Here is a 19650-nt window from a genome sequence, read left to right on the forward strand (position 1 = left end):
ACCGGCTCCGCTGCCAACGCGTTCCAGCACACGCCCGCGACTGCCCAGGTGCGACCGTTGCACCAGGTTGCACGGCTGCTTCATCAACGACGTTTGCCGTTCTCGTCGTGGTGGGTGCGCACCTGGGCATCGGTGCTGCGGGCACGGCGGTCGGCGTCGGTCTGCGGCGCGTCGACCAGCGCGCGAGGGTGCAGGCGTTCCTTGAGCACCACGTTCAGCTGTGCACCCAGCAGGGTGATGACGCTTTGCAGGTAGAACCACCACAGCATGGTGATCACGGTGGCGAAGGGGCCGTAAGTGCTCTGAGCGGTGTGCAAGAACCGGCTGATGATCAGCGACGACGCGGTTTGCAGCACGAAGAACAGCACCCCGCACAGCGCCGCGCCGGGCAGGACGTCGCGGGTGGTGACCTGCCGGTGGGTGAGGAGCCGGAACGCGGCCACGAACAACCCCAGGTCCAGAACGATCGCGATCGCGTAACCGAGCACGCGACCGACCCAGCCCAGATCGATCCCCTCCGCAGCGCCGGAGACGAATCCGTTGACCAGGGTGCTCACCACCAGTCCCACGCCGATGGTGGCCAACACGGCCAAACCGCGCACGGTCTGCTGGACGATCGTGGGATGCCGGGTGAACGGCAGTCCCCAGACCGAGTTGAGCGCTGCTTGGGCGACGCGAACCACCCGCAGACCGCTCCACAGCGCGGTGACCGCACCTAGGCCCAGCGCCCACCATTCGCCGCTGAGCCCCTGGACCGTTGCGGGGTCCAGCAGCGGCAACATCGTCGCCACGTTGCTGAGCACCTGGTCCTTCATGCTGACCGGCAGCAGGAAGCCGAGCAGCGTGACCAGCACCAGAAGCAGGGGGAAGATCGAGAAGAACGCCCAGAAGGCGAGCATGCTCGCCAAGTTCGCGGACCGGTCCTCGGCGAACTTCCGGAACACGGCCACCGCCACGCCCAACGAACGGTGGTGCTGCTGGAAGCTGTCCACCCGTTGCACCGGAATCTTCAGCGCTCTCCGGCGCCGAGTGCCGGACGTGCGGTCACGGGTGTGCTCACGCATGGCGGAACTCCGAACCGGCAGTGCATGCCATGGGTCGGCCTGAGCATCGAATACCCAGCGGCGGGATCGATGATGCGCAGGTCGGTGCGGCGGCTCACAGCTGCGGTCGTGATTCCTTTCGCCGCGCCCGCATCTCGGGAATCCCGGTCAGAGCGGGCCACACTACGACGGCACCGATGGTCAGGTACCCGACGTAGCCCGGCATCCTGGTGAGCAACGCGCACAGGCCCCACGCCGCCGCGATGACCAGGGAGCCCAGCAGCCGAACTCGAGTCCAGCGCTTCGAAGGCGGCAGCTCACTCCAGGGTTGCATGATCCTCTTCCCCACGAGGGCAGCGTGGCAGAGGCTAAGCCGACCGCGGTCCGGTTTCGGAAAACCCAGACGGCCTGCCCCCTCAGAACTGGTAGTAGAGGAACGGGCTGAAGGAGCCGGTGGCGACGAGGAGGCCGGAGTAGCCGAGGCCGAGGGTCAGGACGCCGATGCGCAGTGCGTAGGCCTGGCGGGTGCGGACCGACTCCAGGAACGGGCCGGTGCCCGAGTTCGCCGGGAGGAACAGCACGACCAGCGCCAGCAGCAGGAACACCAGGCGCTGGTTGGTCACCGAGGCCGACACGATGTCGGTGACGCCGGAGAAGTCCGGCAGCAGCATGTGGCCCAGCATCACGAACGCGCTGCCCAGGTCCGGCGAGCGGAAGAACACCCAGCCGATCACCACCAGCAGCAACGTCAGCGCGCGCCGGGCGATCCGGGCGCGGGTGCCGGCCGGCGAGTGGGCCCAGCCGAAGGCGCGCTCGACCACCAGCAGCAGGCCGTGGAACAAGCCCCACACCAGGTAGGTCCAGGCCGCGCCGTGCCAGAAACCGGTCAGCACGAAGATGATCGCCAGGTTCCGGTAGGTGCGGACCTGCCCGTGCCGGTTGCCGCCGAGCGGGATGTAGACGTAGTCGCGGAACCAGCGCGACAGCGACATGTGCCAGCGCCGCCAGAACTCCGTGACGGTCACCGACGAGTAGGGCCGCGCGAAGTTCTCCGGCAGCCGGAACCCCAGCATCCGCCCCAGACCGATGGCCATGTCCGAGTAGCCGGAGAAGTCGAAGTACAGCTGCACCGCGTAGCCGATCGCGCCGAGCCAGGCGATCGCGAACGTCATGTCCTCGTCCGGCGTCGCGAAGCACGCGTCCACCATCGGCGCCAGGGTGTCGGCGATGACGACCTTCTTCGTCAGCCCCCAGGCGAAGCGCGGGAAACCGGCCGCGATGTCGTCCAGCCGGTGCGTGCGCTGCTGCGGCAGCTGGTCGGCGATCTCCCGGTAGCGCACGATCGGACCGGCCACGAGCTGCGGGAACATCGCGATGTAGGTGACGAACGAGACCGGGTCGCGCAGCGCCGGGCGCTCACCGCGGTAGATGTCCACCACGTAGGAGATGTGGTGGAACGTGTAGAAGGAGATGCCGATCGGCAGCGCCAGGTGCAGCACCGGGAAGTCGCCGCCGAACCAGCTGCTGAGCACCGCCAGCTGCTCGGTGGCGAACCCGGCGTACTTCCACACCGCCAGGATCGCCAGGTTGAACGACACGGCGCCGATCAGCACCCACCGCCGCCGGTTCTGCTCGAAACCCCACTCCACCGGCTCCAGCCGCAGCCCGGCCAGGTAGTTCACCACGATGCACGCCAGCAGCAGCAACGTCGTGCCGCCCGCGCCGCTGGCGTAGAACAGCAGGCTCGCCACCGCGATCACCGCGTTGCGCCCGCGGCGCGGCGCGATCAGCACTGCCGCCAGCACAACCGGCAGGAAGTACCACAGGAACAGGGGGCTTGCGAACGACATCGGGGCCTCGGGTCGCGGGAGGCCCTCGCCTCCCCTTGGAGCACGGCGGGATTGCTGTCCGGACTTTAGCCGAGCCCGGAACGCCACCGAGCCGAAACGCATCGGGTTCACCGCCTGCCGTTTGATCCGCTTTGTCCTGACCAGGCAAAACGAGTTCGCGAACAGGCTCCGGAAATGGCGGACAGCCCCCGCGCCGATCACTTAGCCTGGGCCCCATGAACGCTCCCGCGCCAGGCTGGTACCCCGACCAGGCGGACCCGCGCTACGTCCGCTGGTGGGACGGCCGCCAGTGGACGCAACACGTGCAGCCGGCCCAGGCCCCGGCCCCGCAGCCGCAAGGCGACGCCAACGCCGCGGAGCTGTCCGTGGGCGGGACCGGCAACGCCGCGTCGATCCAGCAGCAGGTGCAGCAGCGCGCCGGAGTCGGCGGGCCGGTCGCCGGCGGCGGGGGCACCCTGTTCACCGAACCGGTGCTGGTGATCAACCAGCAGGCCAAGCTGATCGAGATGTCGAACCAGTACGCCATCTACGACCAGCACGGGCGGCAGCTCGGTTCGGTCGTGCAGGTCGGGCAGAACGGCGCGCAGAAGGCGCTGCGCGCGTTCACCAAGCTCGACTCGCTGATGACGGTCAAGCTCGAGATCCGGGACATCACCGGTCGCCCGGTCCTGCTGCTGACCCGTCCCGCGACGCTCTGGAAGGGCACGGTCCACGTGCAGCGCCCGGACCAGTCGCTGATCGGCGAGATCCGGTTGGCGAACTTCTGGGGCAAGGCGCGCTTCAACTTCGAGATCGGCGGCCAGCGCATCGGCGGTCTGCAGGCCGAGAACCTGCGAGCCTGGGACATCAAGGTCCTCGACCAGGCGGACCAGCCGGTCGGCCAGATCAGCAAGACCTGGCAGGGCCTGGCGAAGGCGGCGTTCACCACGGCGGACAACTACGTCCTGCAGCTCCACCGGCCCCTCCAGGACCCCCTCCTCAGCATGGTCCTGGCCTCGTCCCTGGCCTTCGACACGATCTTCAGCCAGCACCAGTGACGACCCCACCCGACGCGGTGGACCACAGTTTCAATTGAAACTGCGCTCCGCCGTGCCTGGGTTTTACAGTTTCAATTGAAACTGCACACCCGGGCGTGTCGGGACCCCGGCGTGTCGGGACCTGCGGACCCCGACACGCCGACACCTGTGGACAAGTCGTCCTGGCTGTGGAGAACTTCCGCAAATTCAATGGAAATCGGACCTTCGATTTCCATTGAATTTGCGTCAGGTCGGGAGCCCGGGCGCCGTCAGCGGGTACGGCGACGGCGGGCGACCTCGGAGAGGACCACGCCGGCCGCCACCGAGGCGTTGAGGGACTCGACGCCACCGGCCATCGGGATCGAGACCGTCTGGTCGCAGGTCTCCCGGACCAGGCGGGACAGGCCGCGGCCCTCGGAGCCCACGACGACGACCAGCGGACCGGTCGCCAGTTCCAGCTCGTCCGAGGTGACGTCGGCGTCGGCGTCGAGGCCGATCACCATCAGGCCCTCGTTCTTGAGGTCCTTGAGCGTGCGGGTCAGGTTGACCGCCTTCGCCACCGGCAGCTTGGCCGCCGTGCCTGCGCTGGTCCGCCAGGCCACCGCCGTGATCCCGGCGCTGCGGCGCTGCGGCACGATCACGCCGTGCGCGCCGAAGGCCGCCGCCGAGCGGATGACCGCACCGAGGTTGCGCGGGTCGGTGACGCCGTCGAGCGCCACGATCAGCGGCGGCATGCCGGAGTCGTGCGCCGCCTTCAGCACGTCCTCCGGGTGCGCGTACTTGAACTGCGGCACCTGCAGCGCGAGGCCCTGGTGCATCGCGTTGTTCGTCAACCGGTCCAGCTCGAAGCGCGGGATGTCGACCACCGAGATGCCGCGCGACTTCGCCTCGCGGACCGCCTCGTTGACCCGGTCGTCGATGTCGATGCCCTGCGCGACGTACAGCCCGCTCGCGGGCACGCCGGCGCGGATGCACTCCACCACCGGGTTCCGCCCGCACACCAGCTCGGGCTGCGAATCCGCCGCCGCCTGGCGCTTCGCGCGTTGCTGGTCGGCCTTCGCGCGCTGGTCGGCGCGCTTCTTCGCGGGGTGGCTGACGCGCTCCTCCGCCTTCGGCGTCGGGCCCTTGCCCTTCAGACCCCTGCGTCGCTGCCCGCCGGATCCGACGACCATGCCCTTCTTGTTGGTCTTGCGCATGCCGCCGCGGCGCTTGTCGTTGCCAGCCACGTGTTACCCGTCTTTCAATGTCCACATCGGACCGTCGGGGGTGTCCTCGACGGCAATCCCGCTGGCCTGCAACCGGTCGCGCAGCAGGTCTGCGGTGGCGAAGTCGCGCTCCGCGCGGGCCTGCTTGCGCTGCTCCAGCATGGCCTCGACCAGATCGCCGAGCGCGCGCTGCGCGGCGTCGTCCGCGCCGGAGTCCTCGGCCCACTGCTCGGACAGCGGGTCCAGCCCGAGCACATCGGTCATCGCCCGCACCGACGCCGCAGCGCCGCGGGCGGCTTCGTCGTCACCGCGGTCCAGGGCGGCGTTGCCCTCGCGGACCACGTTGTGCACGACCGCGATCGCCTGCGGCGTCGACAGGTCGTCGTCCATCGCCGCGGCGAACTCCGCGCACACCTCACCGTGCCCGACGGCACCGGCGCGCTGGCCGACCCGCCGCACGAACGACTCGATGCGGCGGTAGGTGGCCACCGCCTCGGCCAGCCCGGCCTCGGAGAACTCGAGGGTGGACCGGTAGTGCGGGGTGACCAGGTAGTACCGCAGCTCGGCCGCGCGGGCCCGCTTCAGCACCTCCGGGATGGACAGCACGTTGCCGAGCGACTTCGACATCTTCTCGCCGCTCATCGTCACCCAGGCGTTGTGCATCCAGTACTGGGCGAACCCGTCGCCGGCCGCGTTGGACTGCGCCATCTCGTTCTCGTGGTGCGGGAAGACCAGGTCCAGCCCGCCGCCGTGGATGTCGAACTCGCTGCCCAGGTAGAAGGTGGCCATCGCCGAGCACTCCAGGTGCCAGCCCGGCCGGCCGCTGCCCCACGGCGTCGGCCAGCTCGGCTCGCCCGGCTTGGCGGCCTTCCACAGCGTGAAGTCGCGCGGGTCGCGCTTGCCGCTGGCCAGCGTCTCGCCCTGCTGCACCTCGTCGAGGCGCTGCCCGGACAGCTTGCCGTACTGGTCGGCGTAGGAGTCGACGGAGAAGTAGACGTCGCCGCCCGCAGCGTAGGCGTGGCCCTTGTCGATCAGGCGCTGGATGAGGTCGACCATCTGCGTGACGTGCCCGGTCGCGCGGGGCAGCACCGACGGCGGCAGGCAGCCGAGCTGGTCGTAGGCCCGTTCGAAGGCGCGCTCGTGCGTGGCGGCCCACTCCCACCAGGGCCGGCCGGCCTCGGCCGCCTTGGTGAGGATCTTGTCGTCGATGTCGGTGACGTTGCGGACCAGGCGCGCGTCGTAGCCGTGGTGCTGCAACCAGCGGCGGAGCACGTCGAAGTTGAGGCCGCTGCGGACGTGGCCGACGTGGGGGACGCCCTGCACGGTGGCACCACACACGTAGATCGACGCCACTCCGTCGCAGCGCGGGTGGAATTCGCGCGTCGTTCGGGTCGCGGTGTCATGCAGGTGCAGGCTCACAACCCCGATGGTACGGGGGCCGGTCCGCGCCCAATCACGACAGGGGCGGTCACGTCAAGGCCGTAGTGACGGTCAGCGCAGCAGATCGGCCACGGCCGCCAGCAGCGCGTCCGGTCGCTGCGCGGTGGGCACCGGTTCGACGATCGCGACCTGGCATCCGACCACCGCAGCGGCACCGTCGGCTTCCTCGCTGTCGCCGATCATCAGCGCTTCCTCCGGCGCAACGCCGAGGCGTTCGCAGGCGCGCAGGAAGATCTTCGCGTCCGGCTTGATCACGCCTTCCAGGTAGGACAGCAGGAACTCGTCCACGTATCGGGCGATGCCGATCCGCTCGAAAGCGGGACGGATGTCGAAGGCGATGTTGCTGATCACGCCGATCTTCACCCCGGACTCGTGCAGCCGGCGCATCGTCTCGGCGGCGTCCGGGTACGCGGTCCAGTAGTCGGGATCGACCACGCGCGCGTAGAGCGACTCGGCCTGACCGTCGCGCACGCCGGAGCTGCGCAGCACCTCCGTGTAGACCTTGCGGTGCAGCTCGGGGTCGAGGTCGCGGTTGTCCCACGCGTGCTGGTACTCGGCACCGAGCTCCACGACCTGCGTGGTCGGCGCGGTCATCCGCCGCATGATCTCAGCCTGGGCGGCCAGGTCGAACGGGGCGCCGTCGGCATCGGTGAGATCGGCGTACCAGGACGGATCTTCCTCAAGCCGGAACAGCGTGCCGGAGAAGTCGAAGAGCACCGCGCGCAGAGTCACGAGCCTCAAGGTATGCGCGCGGAACGGCCCCAGCACCGACATGCGGCCAAGCTCACCCGAGGAGCGGACCGCGTTGAATTGCCAGTTCTGCCGGGAACCGCGCCCGGAATGCCCTGGTCGGGCTCACCTGATCCCGCCCGGGACCAGGGCACAGTTCAACACCGGGAACGGTGCTGAATTCCGGGAACGCCTCAGCAGCGAGAGCTCTGCTGACCGCGCATCGGGACGACGATGCCCGCGACGCAGATCGCCGCGCTCATCCACAACAGGAACACCGCCAGCGCCAGGCCGAGCCCGCCGCCCCCGGACCACAGCACGAAGGACACTGGCCACACCACGACCGGCTGCGCAACGAGCAGCCGACGCATCCACCGGTTCCGCTCGACCTCCATGCTTCGAATATCGCGCGCACCGGCCCTGACGTTAAAGACCGCGGACCCTGAGTTTTCCCGGACTCCGCCAGCCCGTAACCCCAGCCACCCGCCCGTTACCGGGCTCGGGTTCAGGCCGTCGGGAAGACGAGGGCGGTGGCGATGGCGGCGATGCCTTCGCCGCGGCCGGTGAGGCCGAGGCCGTCGGAGGTGGTGCCGGAGACCGACACCGGCGCTCCGATCGCTTCCGCGAGCACCTGCTGGGCCTCTTCGCGGCGCTTGCCGATGCGCGGCGCATTGCCGATGACCTGCACCGTCGCATTGCCGATGCGGAATCCGGCCGCCGCGACGCGGTCCCGGACCTCGGCCAGGAAGTCGACGCCGTGCGCACCCGCCCAGCGGTCGTCGTCGGTGCCGAACACGGCTCCGAGGTCGCCCAGCCCGGCCGCCGACAGCAGCGCGTCGCACAGCGCGTGCGAGGCGACGTCACCGTCGGAGTGACCGGCGCAGCCGTCCGCGCCCTCCCAGAGCAGGCCGGCGACCCAGCAGTCGCGGCCGGATTCCACGGGGTGGACGTCGACGCCCTGCCCGACGCGGGGAAGCAGCTCGGTCACGCGAGTTCTCCAGTGTTCTGCGGCGCGCCCTCGACCAGCACCGATTCGGCGATGGCCAGGTCGAACGCCGTGGTGATCTTCAGCGCGTTCGGGTGACCGGCCACGGTCCGCACCTTGCCGCCGATCCGCTCCACGAGCCCGGCGTCGTCCGTGGCGATGTCGCCAGCGGCCGCGTACGCCTCGCGCAGCACCTCGATGGCGAAGCCCTGCGGGGTCTGGACCGCCCTGAGCTCGGACCGGTCCACGGTCGCCACGACGTCACCGGCCTCGTCGACGCGCTTGATCGTGTCCGAGACCGGCAGCACCGGGATCACCGCGGGAGCGCCCTCCTCGACCGCGCGCACGACGTCCTGGATCACCGAGGAAGGCGTGAAGGCACGCGCGGCGTCGTGCACGAGGACGACCCGCGCATCCGGCGCGACCTGCTCGACGGCGTCGAGCGCGATGCGCACCGAGTCCGTTCGCTCCGCTCCCCCTGGCACCACGTGCGCAGCCGGGAGCTCGGCCAATTCCGCGGCCACCAGCTCGACCTGGTCGGGCGGGGCCGCTACGACGACGTGCTGCACGCAGCCCGCGGCCAACAGGCCGCGGACCGCGCGCAACAACAACGATTCACCGTTCACCGGAACCAGCGCCTTGGGCATCCCCAACCCCAAGCGCACCCCGCGACCAGCCGCGGGGACCAGCGCGACAACGCTCACGCTCGATCGTTCCCGATGATCAAACCGCAGTGGCGAGGACTTCGTCCAAGAGCGTTTCCGCCTTGCCCTCGTCAGTGCCCTCGGCCAGCGCCAACTCGCTCACCAGGATCTGACGGGCCTTCGCCAGCATTCGCTTCTCGCCTGCGGACAGGCCACGATCCTTCTCGCGTCGCCAGAGGTCGCGCACCACTTCGGCCACCTTGTTCACATCGCCGGAGGCGAGCTTCTCCAGGTTGGCCTTGTACCGTCGAGACCAGTTCGTCGGCTCTTCGGTGTGCGGGGCTCGCAGCACGTCGAAGACCCGATCGAGACCCTCCTGGCCGACCACGTCCCGGACACCGACGATCTCGGCGTTGTCCGCGGGAACGCGCACGGTCAGGTCGCCCTGCGCGACCTTGAGGACGAGGTACTGCTTCTCCTCGCCCTTGATCACACGAGTCTCGATTGCTTCGATGAGCGCGGCACCGTGATGCGGGTAGACGACGGTCTCTCCGACCTTGAAAACCATGTGTCCTCTGCCCCTTTCGCTATGCCCACTTTACCACGCCGGGCAACTCGCCTTCGACGGCCCATCAGCCGTATTCGCAGGTCAAGCCATGGACTGGGGTTGACAAAGGGCACCCGAACGTGCAAGGAAGAACCTTTCGGCCCACTGAAATCGTCCACAGTGGACGGCCATTTCGAGCGAATGTTCGGCACCTCGGCGCCCCTCGATGCGTAGCTCGGCAAGACCCTGGGACACCTCCGCGCAGGCGGGGCATTAAGCTCCACGTGGTTGTCCGGCAATCAGGAAGGACGCTGCAACCGTGAGCCGCTCTCAGCACCACAAGGCCCTCCGCCTGCGGTTGATTCCGGCCGCACTCGGGATCGGCGCCATCGTCGCCCTCGGCGGGTGCAGCGCCGGTCAGGTGACCGAGACCGACACGCAGGTCGCCGCCGTGAACGGTGGCAACGGCGAGGTCCAGCAGGTCTCCGTCCGCAACGCGATGTTCACCTTCCCGACCGCTGGCACGTCGTACCCGGCCGGCTCGTCCGCCCCGCTCGAGGCCGTGCTGGCCAACGAGGGCCCGGCCGACAAGCTCGTCCAGGTCACCAGCCCGTACACCACGGCGCCGGCCACCATCGGCGGCGTCACCGACCTGCCGAGCCACACCGCGCTGCACGCCGTCGGCGCCTCCCCGGAGCTGACCAAGAACAGCGGTGAGCGCCGGGTCGAGATCACGCTGAACGGGTTCAAGCAGGACATCACCGCTGGGGTGACCGTCCCGGTGACCTTCGTGTTCGAGAAGGCCGGCCCGGTGACCGTCCAGGTCCCGATCGGCACCGACCACGCGGAGCGCCCGGACCACGGTGGCGACCACGGCAGCGAGCACTGACCCAGAGCTTCACCAGATCGGGCCGTCCGCTTGGAGCGGGCGGCCCGATTCGCATTCCGGCCCCAAGGGCGCGCAGTAGCGGCGTCCGCCTGGGCGGATAGCCTCGGCCTCGTGCCGCCGAAGAACGCCAAAGCCGCTCGTCCTGCTTACCGCTGCGCCGACTGCGGCCACGAGGTCGCCAAGTGGGTCGGGCGCTGCCCGGGCTGCCAGGCGTGGGGCACCATCGAGGAGGCCGCCCCGGCCAGACCCGCGTTGGCCAAGGTCAGCGCCGGTGCGCCGGCCACTCCGGCGCGTCCGATCGCCGAGGTCGACCTGGACTCGGCCCGCGCGGTGTCCACCGGCATCGGCGAGCTGGACCGGGTGCTCGGCGGCGGCATCGTGCCCGGCGCGGTCGTGCTGCTGGCCGGCGAGCCGGGTGTGGGCAAGTCCACACTCCTGCTGGAGGTCGCCCACCGCTGGGCCACCAACTCCGCGCGCGGCCCGTCGCTGTACGTCACGGGCGAGGAATCCGCAGGTCAGGTGCGCCTTCGAGCGGAGCGGACGGATTCGGTGCACCCGCAGCTGTTCCTCGGCGCGGAAAGCGACCTGTCCGCCGTGCTCGGGCACGTCGACGCCGTGCGGCCCGGGCTGCTGATCGTCGACTCGGTGCAGACCGTGCAGTCCCCGGACGCCGAGGGCACGCCCGGCGGCGTCACCCAGGTCCGGGCGGTCACCACCGCGCTGGTGGCGCTGGCCAAGGAGCGCGGGCTGCCGGTGGTGCTGGTCGGGCACGTCACGAAGGACGGCGCGGTCGCCGGTCCGCGCGTGCTCGAGCACCTGGTCGACGTGGTGCTGCACTTCGAGGGCGACCGGCACTCGGCGCTGCGGATGCTGCGCGGTGTGAAGAACCGGTTCGGCCCCGCCGACGAGGTCGGCTGCTTCGAGCAGCGCGACGACGGCATCGCCGAGGTGCCCGACCCGTCCGGGCTGTTCATCAACCGGCAGGAGTCGGTGGTCGACGGCACCGCGGTGACCGTCATGGTCGAGGGCAAGCGGCCGCTGCTGGTCGAGGTCCAGGCGCTGCTGATGCACACCCAGATGGCGATGCCGAGGCGGTCGGTCAGCGGGCTGGACTCGGCGCGGGTGTCGATGACGCTCGCCGTGCTGGGCAAGCACGGCAAGATCCCCACCAGCGAGTACGACGTGTTCGCCGCGACGGTCGGGGGCCAGAAGGTCGGCGAACCCGCCGCGGACCTCGCGGTGGCGCTGGCGATCGCCTCCTCGCGCAAGAGCAAACCGCTGCCGCCGAACCTGGTCGTGGTCGGCGAGGTCGGCCTGGCGGGCGAGATCCGCCGGGTCAACGGGGTCGGGCGGCGGCTGGCCGAGGCCGCGCGGCTCGGCTTCGACCGGGCCCTGGTGCCCCCGGACTCGGGTCCGCTGCCGAAGGGCGTGCGGGCCACGGTCGTGTCGAACATCGGCGACGCGCTCAAGATCGTGAGGTGACGATGAGCCACGAGGCGCTGCGCGCCACGCTGGCCCGGCTAGCTCCCGGCACCGACCTGCGCGACGGCCTGGAGCGCATCCTGCGCGGCCGCACGGGCGGGCTGATCGTGCTCGGCTACGACCCGGCCGTGGAAGCGCTCTGCGACGGCGGTTTCCACCTGGACATCGAGTTCAGCGCCACCCGGCTGCGCGAGCTGTCCAAGATGGACGGTGCGGTGGTGCTGTCCACCGACGCCCGGCGGATCATGCGCGCGAACGTGCACCTGGTGCCCGATGCGAGCACGCCCACCGACGAGTCCGGCACCCGCCACCGCACGGCGGAGCGCACCGCGATCCAGACCGGTTACCCGGTGGTGTCGGTCAGCCAGTCGATGAGCATCATCAGCGTCTACACGCAGGGCCACCGGCACGTGCTGATCGGCTCGCCGGAGATCCTGTCCCGCGCCAACCAGGCCCTGTCCACGCTGGAGCGCTACACCGCGCGCCTGGCCGAGGTCGCGCAGTCGCTGTCGGCGCTGGAGATCGAGGACTACGTGACGCTGCGGGACGCGATGACCGTCGTGCAGCGGATGGAGATGGTGCGGCGGATCGCCGACGAGATCGAGGGCGACGTGATCGAGCTCGGCGGCGACGGTCGGCTGATCCAGCTGCAGCTGGACGAGCTGGTCGGCCCGCTGCGCGATGCCCGCACCAAGCACGGCACGCGCGACGGCGTCGACCTGGACCGCGAGCTGATCGTGCACGAGTACCTGCCGACCAGCGGCGCGATGCCGACGTCGGAGCAGGCGAAGCGGGCTCTGCGCAAGCTGGACGCGACCGAGCTGCTGGACCTGACGGCGATCGCCGGCGCCTTCGGCTACCCGGACACGCCGGAGGCCCTGGACCAGCACCTGAGCCCGCGCGGTTACCGGCTCCTGGCCAGGATCCCCCGCCTGCCCGCAACGGCCCGCCACCAGCTGGTGGAGCACTTCGGCTCCCTGCAACGGCTTCTCGCCGCGACGGTGGAGGAACTCCGCGAGGTGTGCGGGGTCAGCGACGCGCAAGCCCGCATGGTGCGGGAAGGTCTGTCCCGCCTGGCCGAATCGTCCATCGTGGACCCGTTCGCCTGACGCCGGGGGCTCAGGGGGTCAGGCGGAACTCGGCCGGGGCGCTGTTGAGGGACGCGAGCCTGGCCACCACCTGGTACTGGCCCTCCGCCGCCTTGGGCTGGTCGGGGGCGCAGTCCTGGGTGGACGTCAGGCCGGACCACTCGACGTCGTTGCGGACCGACTGGCCGGGCTGGAGCAGCGGCTGCTCGTTGGTCGACTCGGCGTAGCAGTCGTTGCTGGACCACACGTGCTTGCCTGCCTGGGAGGTCACGGTCAGCTCGCGCAGCGTTCGGTTGGTGTCGCGCACGCACGGCCGGTCGCCCGCGTTGGTGATCACCATGCTCATCGGAACCCGGTCACCGGCCTTGAACTCCGGGCGGGGCAGCTCCGCGACCACCCGGATCACTTCGTCCGGGCACTGCGGCGGCGGTTCGTCCGCGGCCACCGCGACCGGCGGCCCCGGCGGCGGTGCCGCCTGCGGCTGGGGTTCCGAACCGCCGAGGAGCGCGATCGCTCCCCAGACGAGCAGGACGAGCGCGAGCAGGGCAGCAGCGATCGCCACCACGCGGCGACGCCAGTACACCGCAGGCGACAACGGCCCGTTCGGATCAAGCACGGATCGACAGTAGCGCGACGACTACTCCATGCAGCCCTATCGACGATCACCCGATAAGGTGCAACTCGCCAAATCCTCCCCCTCCAACGTCGTCACTCGGTAGAGGGAGTTGCGCCAATTTCGTGCGAAATCGGCGTTCACCCGGGTGACGGTCAATTTCGTACGAAATTGGCGCCCGCTCCTTGCTCCCAGCGGGATTTGGGCTGGTCGTCGAGGTTGTTCCGGGTGGAGTTCCGAGCTGAGGCTTTGGTGACTGCGCGTGGTTGGGACGGGCGTGGTTTTTCGCCGGATCCGGGGCCTGGCAGGATCGGTCGTGCCATGAAGACCTCCGCCGCGAACCCCGTTGCCCCGCCGCTGAACCCGATCGAGCTGATCGACTGGTTCGCCGCCACCGCCCGACCGCTGCCGTGGCGCGCCCCCGGCATCACCGGATGGGGCGTGCTGGTCAGCGAGACGATGCTGCAGCAGACGCCGGTCAACCGGGTCCAGCCGATCTGGGAGGAGTGGATGCGCCGCTGGCCGCTCCCCTCCGACCTGGCCGCCGAACCGCAGGGCGAGGTCGTGCGCGCCTGGGGCAAGCTCGGCTACCCGCGCCGGGCGCTGCGCCTGCACGAAGCCGCCGGGATCATCGCGGCCGAGCACGGCGACGTCGTCCCCTCGGACGTCAACACCCTGCTGGCGCTGCCGGGCATCGGCGCCTACACCGCGCGTGCGGTGGCCGCCTTCGCCTACGGCAAGCGCGCTCCGGTGGTCGACACGAACGTCCGGCGCGTGGTGGCCCGAGCCGTGCACGGCGCCGGTGACGCGGGGCCGCCGTCGACCAAGCGCGACCTCGACGACGTCGACGCCCTCCTCCCCGACGACGACGCGTCCGCCGCGCGGCTCTCCGCGGCCCTGATGGAGCTCGGACAGGTGGTGTGCACGGTGCGCTCGCCGCTGTGCGAGTCGTGCCCGATCGCGCACGACTGCGCCTGGCAGCACGCCGGACGACCGGCCTACGCGGGCCCACCGAAGAAGGTGCAGAAGTTCGCGGGCACCGACCGCCAGGTGCGCGGCAAGCTGCTCGACGTGCTGCGCGGGGCCACCGGTCCGGTGCAGCGCGAGCAGCTGGACGCGGTGTGGTCCGACGCCGGGCAGCGCGACCGCTGCCTGGACTCGCTGCTGGTGGACGGGCTCGTCGAGCAGACCGACGACGGCCGCTTCGCGCTGCCGGGAGAGCACTGATGGCGCACGCGCTGGTGTTCTTCTTCGACGACCGCACGGAGTCGGAGATCCGCGGCCTGTGGCAGCGGCTGGACGCCGCGGGTGTGCCGAGCCCGAACGGCAAGCAGCGTCCGCACGTGACCTTGGCGGCGGCCGGGAGCATCCCGCCTGCCGCGCGCAAGGCGGTCCGCTCCGAGCTGGACCTGCTGTCCATCCCGGACCTCTGGCTGCACACCCTCGGCACGTTCCCCGGCGAGGACCGGACGCTGCTGCTGGGCGCCGTGGTGGACGCCGAGCTGCTCGCGGTGCACTCCGCGGTCCACGACGCCCTGGCCGGCCGGGTCCAGAACCCCTCGGCGTACTACTTCCCGGGCGGCTGGATCCCGCACTGCACCCTCGCCCAGGGCCTCACCGAGGACCAACTCTCCGCGGGCTTCCGCACCCTGCAACCCCCGGAGGCGGTGCGCGCCGCGATCAGCGAAGTCGCCATCGTCGACACCCGCACCGGAGACGCCGAAACCGTCCTCACCCGCTGACCCGAACCCGCAGTTTCAATTGAAACTGCGCTCCGCCGTGCCTGGGTTTTACAGTTTCAATTGAAACTGCACACCCGGGCGTGTCGGGACCCCGGCGTGTCGGGACTTGTGGACAAGTTCCGGGTCCTGTGGACAACTTCCGCAATTTCAATGGAAATCAGAGGTCCGATTTCCATTGAAATTGCGTGTCGCGCGGGGAGCGGGGGACTTCTGGTCCATAGTGGACGCTGTTTGGCTGATCACGAGTTGCCGAGCGGTGGGCGAGGCACCAGGTTGGTGATCGGCAGTCCGCGCGTGGCAGGAGGACGCATGTACGTCGACGGCGTGAGCATCGTCGGCCGCGGGATCGCCGCCAAGGGGCCGGAAGGCGTCGTGTTCGCCAACCTCGACCTGGAGGTCTCCTCCGGATCCCTCGCCGTGGTGGCCGGTCCCGGCGGAACCGGTCGGACCTCGTTGCTGCTCGCGCTGTCCGGTCGTCTCCCGCTGATCACCGGGTACCTCGACGTCTCCGGGCACGTGCTGCCCGCGCAGGCCAAGGCGGTGCGGCAGCTGGTCAGACCGGCGCGGCTGCGACCCGGCTACGAGCTCGAGGAGCAGCACCGGGTGCGCGAGGCCATCCGGGAGCGCCACCTGATCAGCGGCGCATCCCTCCGCGACATCGACGCCGCGCTCTCCCTCGTCGGACTCGCCCCCGACCGGTCCGCGCTGGTCGGCGAACTGCACGCCGCCGACCAGCTGCTGCTCGCGATCGCGCTGACCGTCGCGTCCTTCCCCGCCGGGATCCTCGTCGACGACGTCGACGTCGGCCTGCCGATGGCGTCGCGGGCGCAGGTGTGGGCCGCGCTGCACGAGGTCACCCGGACCGGGATGACCGTGCTGGCCAGCGCCACCGACGCGCCGTCCGGGGACGTCGAGGTGATCCACCTCCCCGCGCGCGAGCCGGAGGAACTGCCCACCGATGTGTTCGACCTGCTGGAGGAGGACACGCAGTGAAAGCGTTCAACCTGGCCTGGCTGGAGCTGCGCCGCTTCCGCGGACCGCTGCGCCGCCTGGTTCCGCTGGTGCTGGTGCTGGTCCCCCTGCTGTACGGCTCGCTGTACCTGTGGTCGAACTGGGATCCCTACGGCAAGTTGGGCCAGGTCCCGGTCGCGGTGGTGAACTCCGACCGGCCGGTGGACAGCCGCGGCGAGCACATCAACGCCGGTGAGCAGTTCGTCCAGCAGATCAAGGCGACCGACACCTTCGACTGGCACTTCGTGGACGCCGCCGACGCCCGGCGCGGCCTGGTGGAGGGCACCTACTACTTCACCATCGAGGTGCCCGCGGACTTCAGCGCCAGGCTGGCCACCGCGGCGGACCGCAACCCGCAGCGGGCCGGGCTCAACATCGTCAAGAACGACGCGAACGGCTTCATCGTCGGGATCATGGCCGACACGGTGAAGACCGAGCTGCAGAACCAGATCAACGCCGCCGCGCACGCCACCTACGCCCGCGCGCTCTACGGCGAGCTGGACCAGGCGCGGGAGAAGCTGCAGCTGGCGTCGGAGGCGTCCAAGCAGCTGGTCGAGGGCACCGAGCTGAGCAAGCAGGGCACGGAGGCGCTGACCACCGGTCTCGGCGGGGTGCGGGACGGAACCGGCGAGATCGCGCGCGGTGTGCAGAGCATCGCGGACGCCAGCGCCCAGCTGGACCAGCAGCTCAACGCCGTCACCGACTTCACCGCCGAGCGGCTGCCCGGCGCGGTGAACGCGCTGGTCAACGCGAGCAACACGGCGGTCAGCAACCTGAGCGCGATCAAGACCACCACCGGATTCCTCAGCCAGCGGGCCGGTGAGGGGCGCGCGGCCGTCGAGGAGCTCGGCCAGCGGCACCCCGACCTCTCGCAGGACCCCGTCTACCAGCGGGCGTTGGACACCTCCCGCAAGATCGCCGACTCCGCGTCCACCGCCGACGGCGATGCTCAGAAGGCGCTGACGACCGCGCAGGACGCCAACCGGCAGGCGCTCGACCTGCAGAACAACCTCGGTCCGCTGCAGAGCAAGGTCCGCGCGATCACCGCGCCGGCCGACACGCTGCGCGCGGGCACGTCGGAGCTGTCCGGTGGCACCAACGGCGTCACCAACGGGTTGAACACGCTGGTCGCCAGCAGCGGCGTGCTGCACACCGGCGCTGGGCAGCTCAACGACGGCGCCAAGTCCTTGCAGGGGCTGGTCGACGACACGCTGGGCAAGATCCCGCCGACCAACCCGACCGAGGTCGCCCAGGCCGCCGACGTGCTGGGCTCGCCGACCGAGATCCACGACGAGAACATCAACCCGGCGCACGTCTACGGGCGCGGGCTGGCGCCGTTCTTCTTCGCGATCGCGCTGTGGGTGTTCGGCCTGTTCGCGTACCTGCTGCTCAAGCCGGTGAACCAGCGGGCGATGGCGGACCGGGTGAACGCGTGGACGATCGCGCTGGCCGGGTTCCTGCCCGCCGCCGGGCTGGGCGTGATCGGCGGGTTCGTGCTGTACGCGGTGGTCGACTTCGGGCTCGGGCTGGATCCGGTGCACCTGGGGTTGACGCTCGGGCTGATCTCGCTGGCCGCGCTGGCGTTCGTGGCGATCGACCACTTCCTGCGCACCGCGCTGGGCGCGGTCGGCGACCTGCTGTCGCTGGTGCTGCTGATCATCCAGCTCACCGCCTCCGGCGGCCTGTACCCGATGGAGACCGCGCCGGTGCCGTTCCAGGCGGTGCACCCGTTCCTGCCGATGAGCTACCTGGTCGACGGGCTGCGCGTGACGATCTCCGGCGGCGAGATGGAGCACCTGCTCAAGGACGCCGTGGTGCTCGCCGGATTCCTGGTGATCTTCCTGCTGCTGACCACCTTGGTCGTCCAGCGCCAGCGCACCTGGTCGGTGGCCCGCCTGCACCCCCAGATCGAGCTGTAGCGCGCGGTCGCCGATCACCCTGTTGGGCTCGTAGGCTGGCTACATGGCTGTTGTGAAGATCAATGCGATCGAGGTTCCTGAAGGTGCCGGCCCGGAGCTGGAGAAGCGGTTCGCTTCGCGGCACGGTTCGGTGGACAGCGCGCCGGGCTTCCTCGGGTTCGAGCTGCTGCGCCCGGTGAAGGGCGACAACCGCTACTTCGTCTACACGAAGTGGGAGTCCGAGGAGGCGTTCCAGGCGTGGGCGTCGGGCCCGGCGAAGGCCGCGCACGCCGGCGAGGCGAAGAACCCGGTCGCCTCCGGCTCCAGCCTGCTGGAGTTCGAGCTGGTCCAGGAGTCCTACCCGGAGAAGTGACGGACCCGTGAGTCCTTTGGGCTGCTCCAGCGACCCGAAGGACTCACGGGCTCACTTGACCACGAGGGTCGCGAGGATCGCGCGGTGGTCCGCGCCGCTCACCGGGAAGACGTCGAAGGACTGCGGAGCGATCTCCGGCGTGGTGAGGACGTGGTCGAGCGCCACCGGCGGCGGGAACCAGCCCGCCGGCCAGGTGGCGCGCAGGCCCGAGCCGGTGGCCGCTGCGGCGTCGGTGTAGCCGGTGCCGATCAGGGAGCGGAGCCGGGCGTGGTCGAGCGTCGCGTTGAAGTCGCCCGCGAGCACGCGGGGTGTACCGGTCAGCCGCAGCTGCCCCAGGTCGATCATCTCCTGCCGCCACCTGCTGTAGGTGTCGGCGCCCATCGGGTACAGCGTGTGCACCGCGGCGATCTCGACCGGCGGGCTGCCCGGGCGCTGCAGCAGCGCCGTCGGCTGGGCGAGCGTCGACTTCGGCAGCAGGTCCAACTCGCGCAGCGGGTAGCGCGCCGCGATCCCGGAACCGTCCGCCATCGGGCCCGCGTGGAACACCCGGTGCGGCAGCTCCGCGCCCAGCCCGGCGGCGTCGAGCCGACCGACCAGTTCCGGGGTGAGCTCCTGCAGGCTGAGCACGTCGACCTCGTGCTGGCGCACCAGATCCACGATCGCCGCCGCGTCCGCCTGGCCGAAGTAGGTGTTGATCGACAGCACGCGCAGCGCGACGCCCTGCGCCGGTGCCGTGCTCGAAACGGCCCGCGGCACGACGGAGAACGCCAGCGCCACCGTCACCAGACCGACGATCAGCAGCGTCAACCAGCGGCGCAGCAGGAGCGCGAGCAGCGCGATCACCGCACCGGTCAGCAGCGCGTACGGGGTCAGCGCCACCAGCGCCACGGTGTAGCGGTCGAACTCCATCCCGGCCAGCCGCAGCGCGGCCCAGGCGAGGAAACCGAGGCTCACCAGCGCCAGCAGCGCGGTGACCACCCCGCCACCGGGCTTGCGCCGTTCCAGCCGCTCTTCTTCCGGCTCGGCCAAGGTCCGGGTCACTGAGACCTCCTGTCGTTCAGCTCCCCAAGCCTGTCAGCGAGCTGTGCGCGTCCT

Annotated in this window: 21 protein-coding genes; 9 read left to right on the forward strand and 12 right to left on the reverse strand. The window is 70.3% G+C overall.

What is annotated here, in order from left to right; genetic code table 11:
• Window positions 1–83 precede the first annotated feature (83 nt).
• The 3 genes from OU415_RS04820 to OU415_RS04830 all read right to left on the reverse strand — a co-directional run bounded on the left by OU415_RS04820 (window position 84) and on the right by OU415_RS04830 (window position 2893).
• The gene (locus OU415_RS04820; RefSeq protein WP_270947324.1) at window positions 84–1064 is read right to left on the reverse strand and encodes a YihY/virulence factor BrkB family protein; all 981 of its coding nucleotides are present in this window, start codon (window positions 1062–1064) and stop codon (window positions 84–86) included.
• 94 nt (window positions 1065–1158) lie between these two features.
• Window positions 1159–1377: a hypothetical protein gene (locus OU415_RS04825; protein ID WP_270947325.1), complete on the reverse strand. Its 219-nt coding sequence runs from the start codon at window positions 1375–1377 to the stop codon at window positions 1159–1161.
• An 82-nt stretch (window positions 1378–1459) separates the two neighbouring features.
• Entirely contained in the window at window positions 1460–2893 is a 1434-nt protein-coding gene (locus tag OU415_RS04830; RefSeq protein WP_270947326.1) for an MBOAT family O-acyltransferase, read from the reverse strand.
• A gap of 215 nt (window positions 2894–3108) precedes the next feature.
• Between OU415_RS04830 and OU415_RS04835 the strand changes: the two genes are divergently transcribed.
• Window positions 3109–3930 carry a phospholipid scramblase-related protein gene (locus OU415_RS04835; protein ID WP_270947327.1) on the forward strand — a complete coding sequence of 274 codons (822 nt, stop codon included), beginning with the start codon at window positions 3109–3111 and terminating at the stop codon, window positions 3928–3930.
• Window positions 3931–4178: 248 nt separating this feature from the next.
• Here OU415_RS04835 and rlmB read toward each other — a convergent pair whose 3' ends face one another.
• The 7 genes from rlmB to OU415_RS04870 form a co-directional block, all read right to left on the reverse strand.
• Entirely contained in the window at window positions 4179–5135 is a 957-nt protein-coding gene (gene rlmB / locus OU415_RS04840) for a 23S rRNA (guanosine(2251)-2'-O)-methyltransferase RlmB (RefSeq protein ID WP_270947328.1), read from the reverse strand.
• Window positions 5136–5138: 3 nt separating this feature from the next.
• The gene (cysS, locus tag OU415_RS04845; RefSeq protein ID WP_270947329.1) at window positions 5139–6533 is read right to left on the reverse strand and encodes a cysteine--tRNA ligase; all 1395 of its coding nucleotides are present in this window, start codon (window positions 6531–6533) and stop codon (window positions 5139–5141) included.
• A gap of 72 nt (window positions 6534–6605) precedes the next feature.
• Window positions 6606–7286 carry an HAD family hydrolase gene (locus OU415_RS04850; protein WP_270947330.1) on the reverse strand — a complete coding sequence of 227 codons (681 nt, stop codon included), beginning with the start codon at window positions 7284–7286 and terminating at the stop codon, window positions 6606–6608.
• A 191-nt stretch (window positions 7287–7477) separates the two neighbouring features.
• Window positions 7478–7678: a hypothetical protein gene (locus tag OU415_RS04855; RefSeq protein WP_270947331.1), complete on the reverse strand. Its 201-nt coding sequence runs from the start codon at window positions 7676–7678 to the stop codon at window positions 7478–7480.
• A gap of 110 nt (window positions 7679–7788) precedes the next feature.
• Window positions 7789–8271, reverse strand: a complete 483-nt coding sequence (gene ispF, locus OU415_RS04860; protein WP_270947332.1) for a 2-C-methyl-D-erythritol 2,4-cyclodiphosphate synthase — start codon at window positions 8269–8271, stop codon at window positions 7789–7791.
• Entirely contained in the window at window positions 8268–8972 is a 705-nt protein-coding gene (gene ispD, locus OU415_RS04865; RefSeq protein WP_270947333.1) for a 2-C-methyl-D-erythritol 4-phosphate cytidylyltransferase, read from the reverse strand. Before ispD ends, ispF begins: the two co-directional genes overlap by 4 nt.
• A 19-nt stretch (window positions 8973–8991) precedes the next feature.
• Entirely contained in the window at window positions 8992–9480 is a 489-nt protein-coding gene (locus OU415_RS04870; protein WP_009947449.1) for a CarD family transcriptional regulator, read from the reverse strand.
• Window positions 9481–9778: 298 nt separating this feature from the next.
• On the opposite strand from OU415_RS04870, the gene OU415_RS04875 reads away from it, so the two are divergent.
• From OU415_RS04875 to disA, 3 genes are all read left to right on the forward strand, one after another.
• Entirely contained in the window at window positions 9779–10348 is a 570-nt protein-coding gene (locus OU415_RS04875; RefSeq protein WP_270947334.1) for a copper chaperone PCu(A)C, read from the forward strand.
• A 111-nt stretch (window positions 10349–10459) separates the two neighbouring features.
• On the forward strand, window positions 10460–11830 hold the full coding sequence (radA, locus tag OU415_RS04880) for a DNA repair protein RadA (protein ID WP_270947335.1): 1371 nt from the start codon (window positions 10460–10462) through the stop codon (window positions 11828–11830).
• A 2-nt stretch (window positions 11831–11832) separates the two neighbouring features.
• The gene (gene disA / locus OU415_RS04885) at window positions 11833–12939 is read left to right on the forward strand and encodes a DNA integrity scanning diadenylate cyclase DisA (RefSeq protein ID WP_270947507.1); all 1107 of its coding nucleotides are present in this window, start codon (window positions 11833–11835) and stop codon (window positions 12937–12939) included.
• A 10-nt stretch (window positions 12940–12949) separates the two neighbouring features.
• Here the strand turns inward: disA and OU415_RS04890 are convergent, their stop codons facing one another.
• Complete coding sequence (locus OU415_RS04890; RefSeq protein ID WP_270947336.1) at window positions 12950–13534, reverse strand: hypothetical protein; 585 nt, start codon at window positions 13532–13534, stop codon at window positions 12950–12952.
• Between the two features lie 318 nt (window positions 13535–13852).
• Here OU415_RS04890 and OU415_RS04895 point away from each other — a divergent pair, with 318 nt between their 5' ends.
• The 5 genes from OU415_RS04895 to OU415_RS04915 all read left to right on the forward strand — a co-directional run bounded on the left by OU415_RS04895 (window position 13853) and on the right by OU415_RS04915 (window position 18555).
• Entirely contained in the window at window positions 13853–14758 is a 906-nt protein-coding gene (locus OU415_RS04895; RefSeq protein WP_270947337.1) for an HhH-GPD family protein, read from the forward strand.
• Window positions 14758–15273: a 2'-5' RNA ligase family protein gene (locus tag OU415_RS04900; protein ID WP_270947338.1), complete on the forward strand. Its 516-nt coding sequence runs from the start codon at window positions 14758–14760 to the stop codon at window positions 15271–15273. The genes OU415_RS04895 and OU415_RS04900 overlap by 1 nt, the downstream gene beginning before the upstream one ends.
• Window positions 15274–15582: 309 nt before the next feature.
• On the forward strand, window positions 15583–16266 hold the full coding sequence (locus OU415_RS04905) for an ATP-binding cassette domain-containing protein (protein ID WP_270947339.1): 684 nt from the start codon (window positions 15583–15585) through the stop codon (window positions 16264–16266).
• A complete protein-coding gene (locus tag OU415_RS04910; RefSeq protein ID WP_270947340.1) occupies window positions 16263–18203 on the forward strand; it encodes a YhgE/Pip domain-containing protein in 1941 nt (646 codons plus the stop codon). The genes OU415_RS04905 and OU415_RS04910 overlap by 4 nt, the downstream gene beginning before the upstream one ends.
• 43 nt (window positions 18204–18246) lie before the next feature.
• Complete coding sequence (locus OU415_RS04915) at window positions 18247–18555, forward strand: antibiotic biosynthesis monooxygenase family protein (RefSeq protein ID WP_093156509.1); 309 nt, start codon at window positions 18247–18249, stop codon at window positions 18553–18555.
• Between the two features lie 51 nt (window positions 18556–18606).
• Here OU415_RS04915 and OU415_RS04920 read toward each other — a convergent pair whose 3' ends face one another.
• Window positions 18607–19596 (reverse strand): endonuclease/exonuclease/phosphatase family protein, encoded by a 990-nt coding sequence (locus OU415_RS04920; protein WP_270947341.1) that lies wholly within the window; start codon window positions 19594–19596, stop codon window positions 18607–18609.
• Window positions 19597–19650: the final 54 nt, after the last annotated feature.

Source organism: Saccharopolyspora oryzae (assembly GCF_027853915.1).
GTDB lineage: Bacteria > Actinomycetota > Actinomycetes > Mycobacteriales > Pseudonocardiaceae > Saccharopolyspora > Saccharopolyspora oryzae.

Coding starts and splice junctions, on each gene's coding strand:
- OU415_RS04820 (WP_270947324.1), bottom strand. CDS start 1,064: ATGCGTGAGCACACCCGTGACCGCACGTCCGGCACTCGGCGCCGGAGA.
- OU415_RS04825 (WP_270947325.1), bottom strand. CDS start 1,377: ATGCAACCCTGGAGTGAGCTGCCGCCTTCGAAGCGCTGGACTCGAGTT.
- OU415_RS04830 (WP_270947326.1), bottom strand. CDS start 2,893: ATGTCGTTCGCAAGCCCCCTGTTCCTGTGGTACTTCCTGCCGGTTGTG.
- OU415_RS04835 (WP_270947327.1), top strand. CDS start 3,109: ATGAACGCTCCCGCGCCAGGCTGGTACCCCGACCAGGCGGACCCGCGC.
- OU415_RS04855 (WP_270947331.1), bottom strand. CDS start 7,678: ATGGAGGTCGAGCGGAACCGGTGGATGCGTCGGCTGCTCGTTGCGCAG.
- OU415_RS04870 (WP_009947449.1), bottom strand. CDS start 9,480: ATGGTTTTCAAGGTCGGAGAGACCGTCGTCTACCCGCATCACGGTGCC.
- disA (WP_270947507.1), top strand. CDS start 11,833: ATGAGCCACGAGGCGCTGCGCGCCACGCTGGCCCGGCTAGCTCCCGGC.
- OU415_RS04895 (WP_270947337.1), top strand. CDS start 13,853: ATGAAGACCTCCGCCGCGAACCCCGTTGCCCCGCCGCTGAACCCGATC.
- OU415_RS04900 (WP_270947338.1), top strand. CDS start 14,758: ATGGCGCACGCGCTGGTGTTCTTCTTCGACGACCGCACGGAGTCGGAG.
- OU415_RS04905 (WP_270947339.1), top strand. CDS start 15,583: ATGTACGTCGACGGCGTGAGCATCGTCGGCCGCGGGATCGCCGCCAAG.
- OU415_RS04915 (WP_093156509.1), top strand. CDS start 18,247: ATGGCTGTTGTGAAGATCAATGCGATCGAGGTTCCTGAAGGTGCCGGC.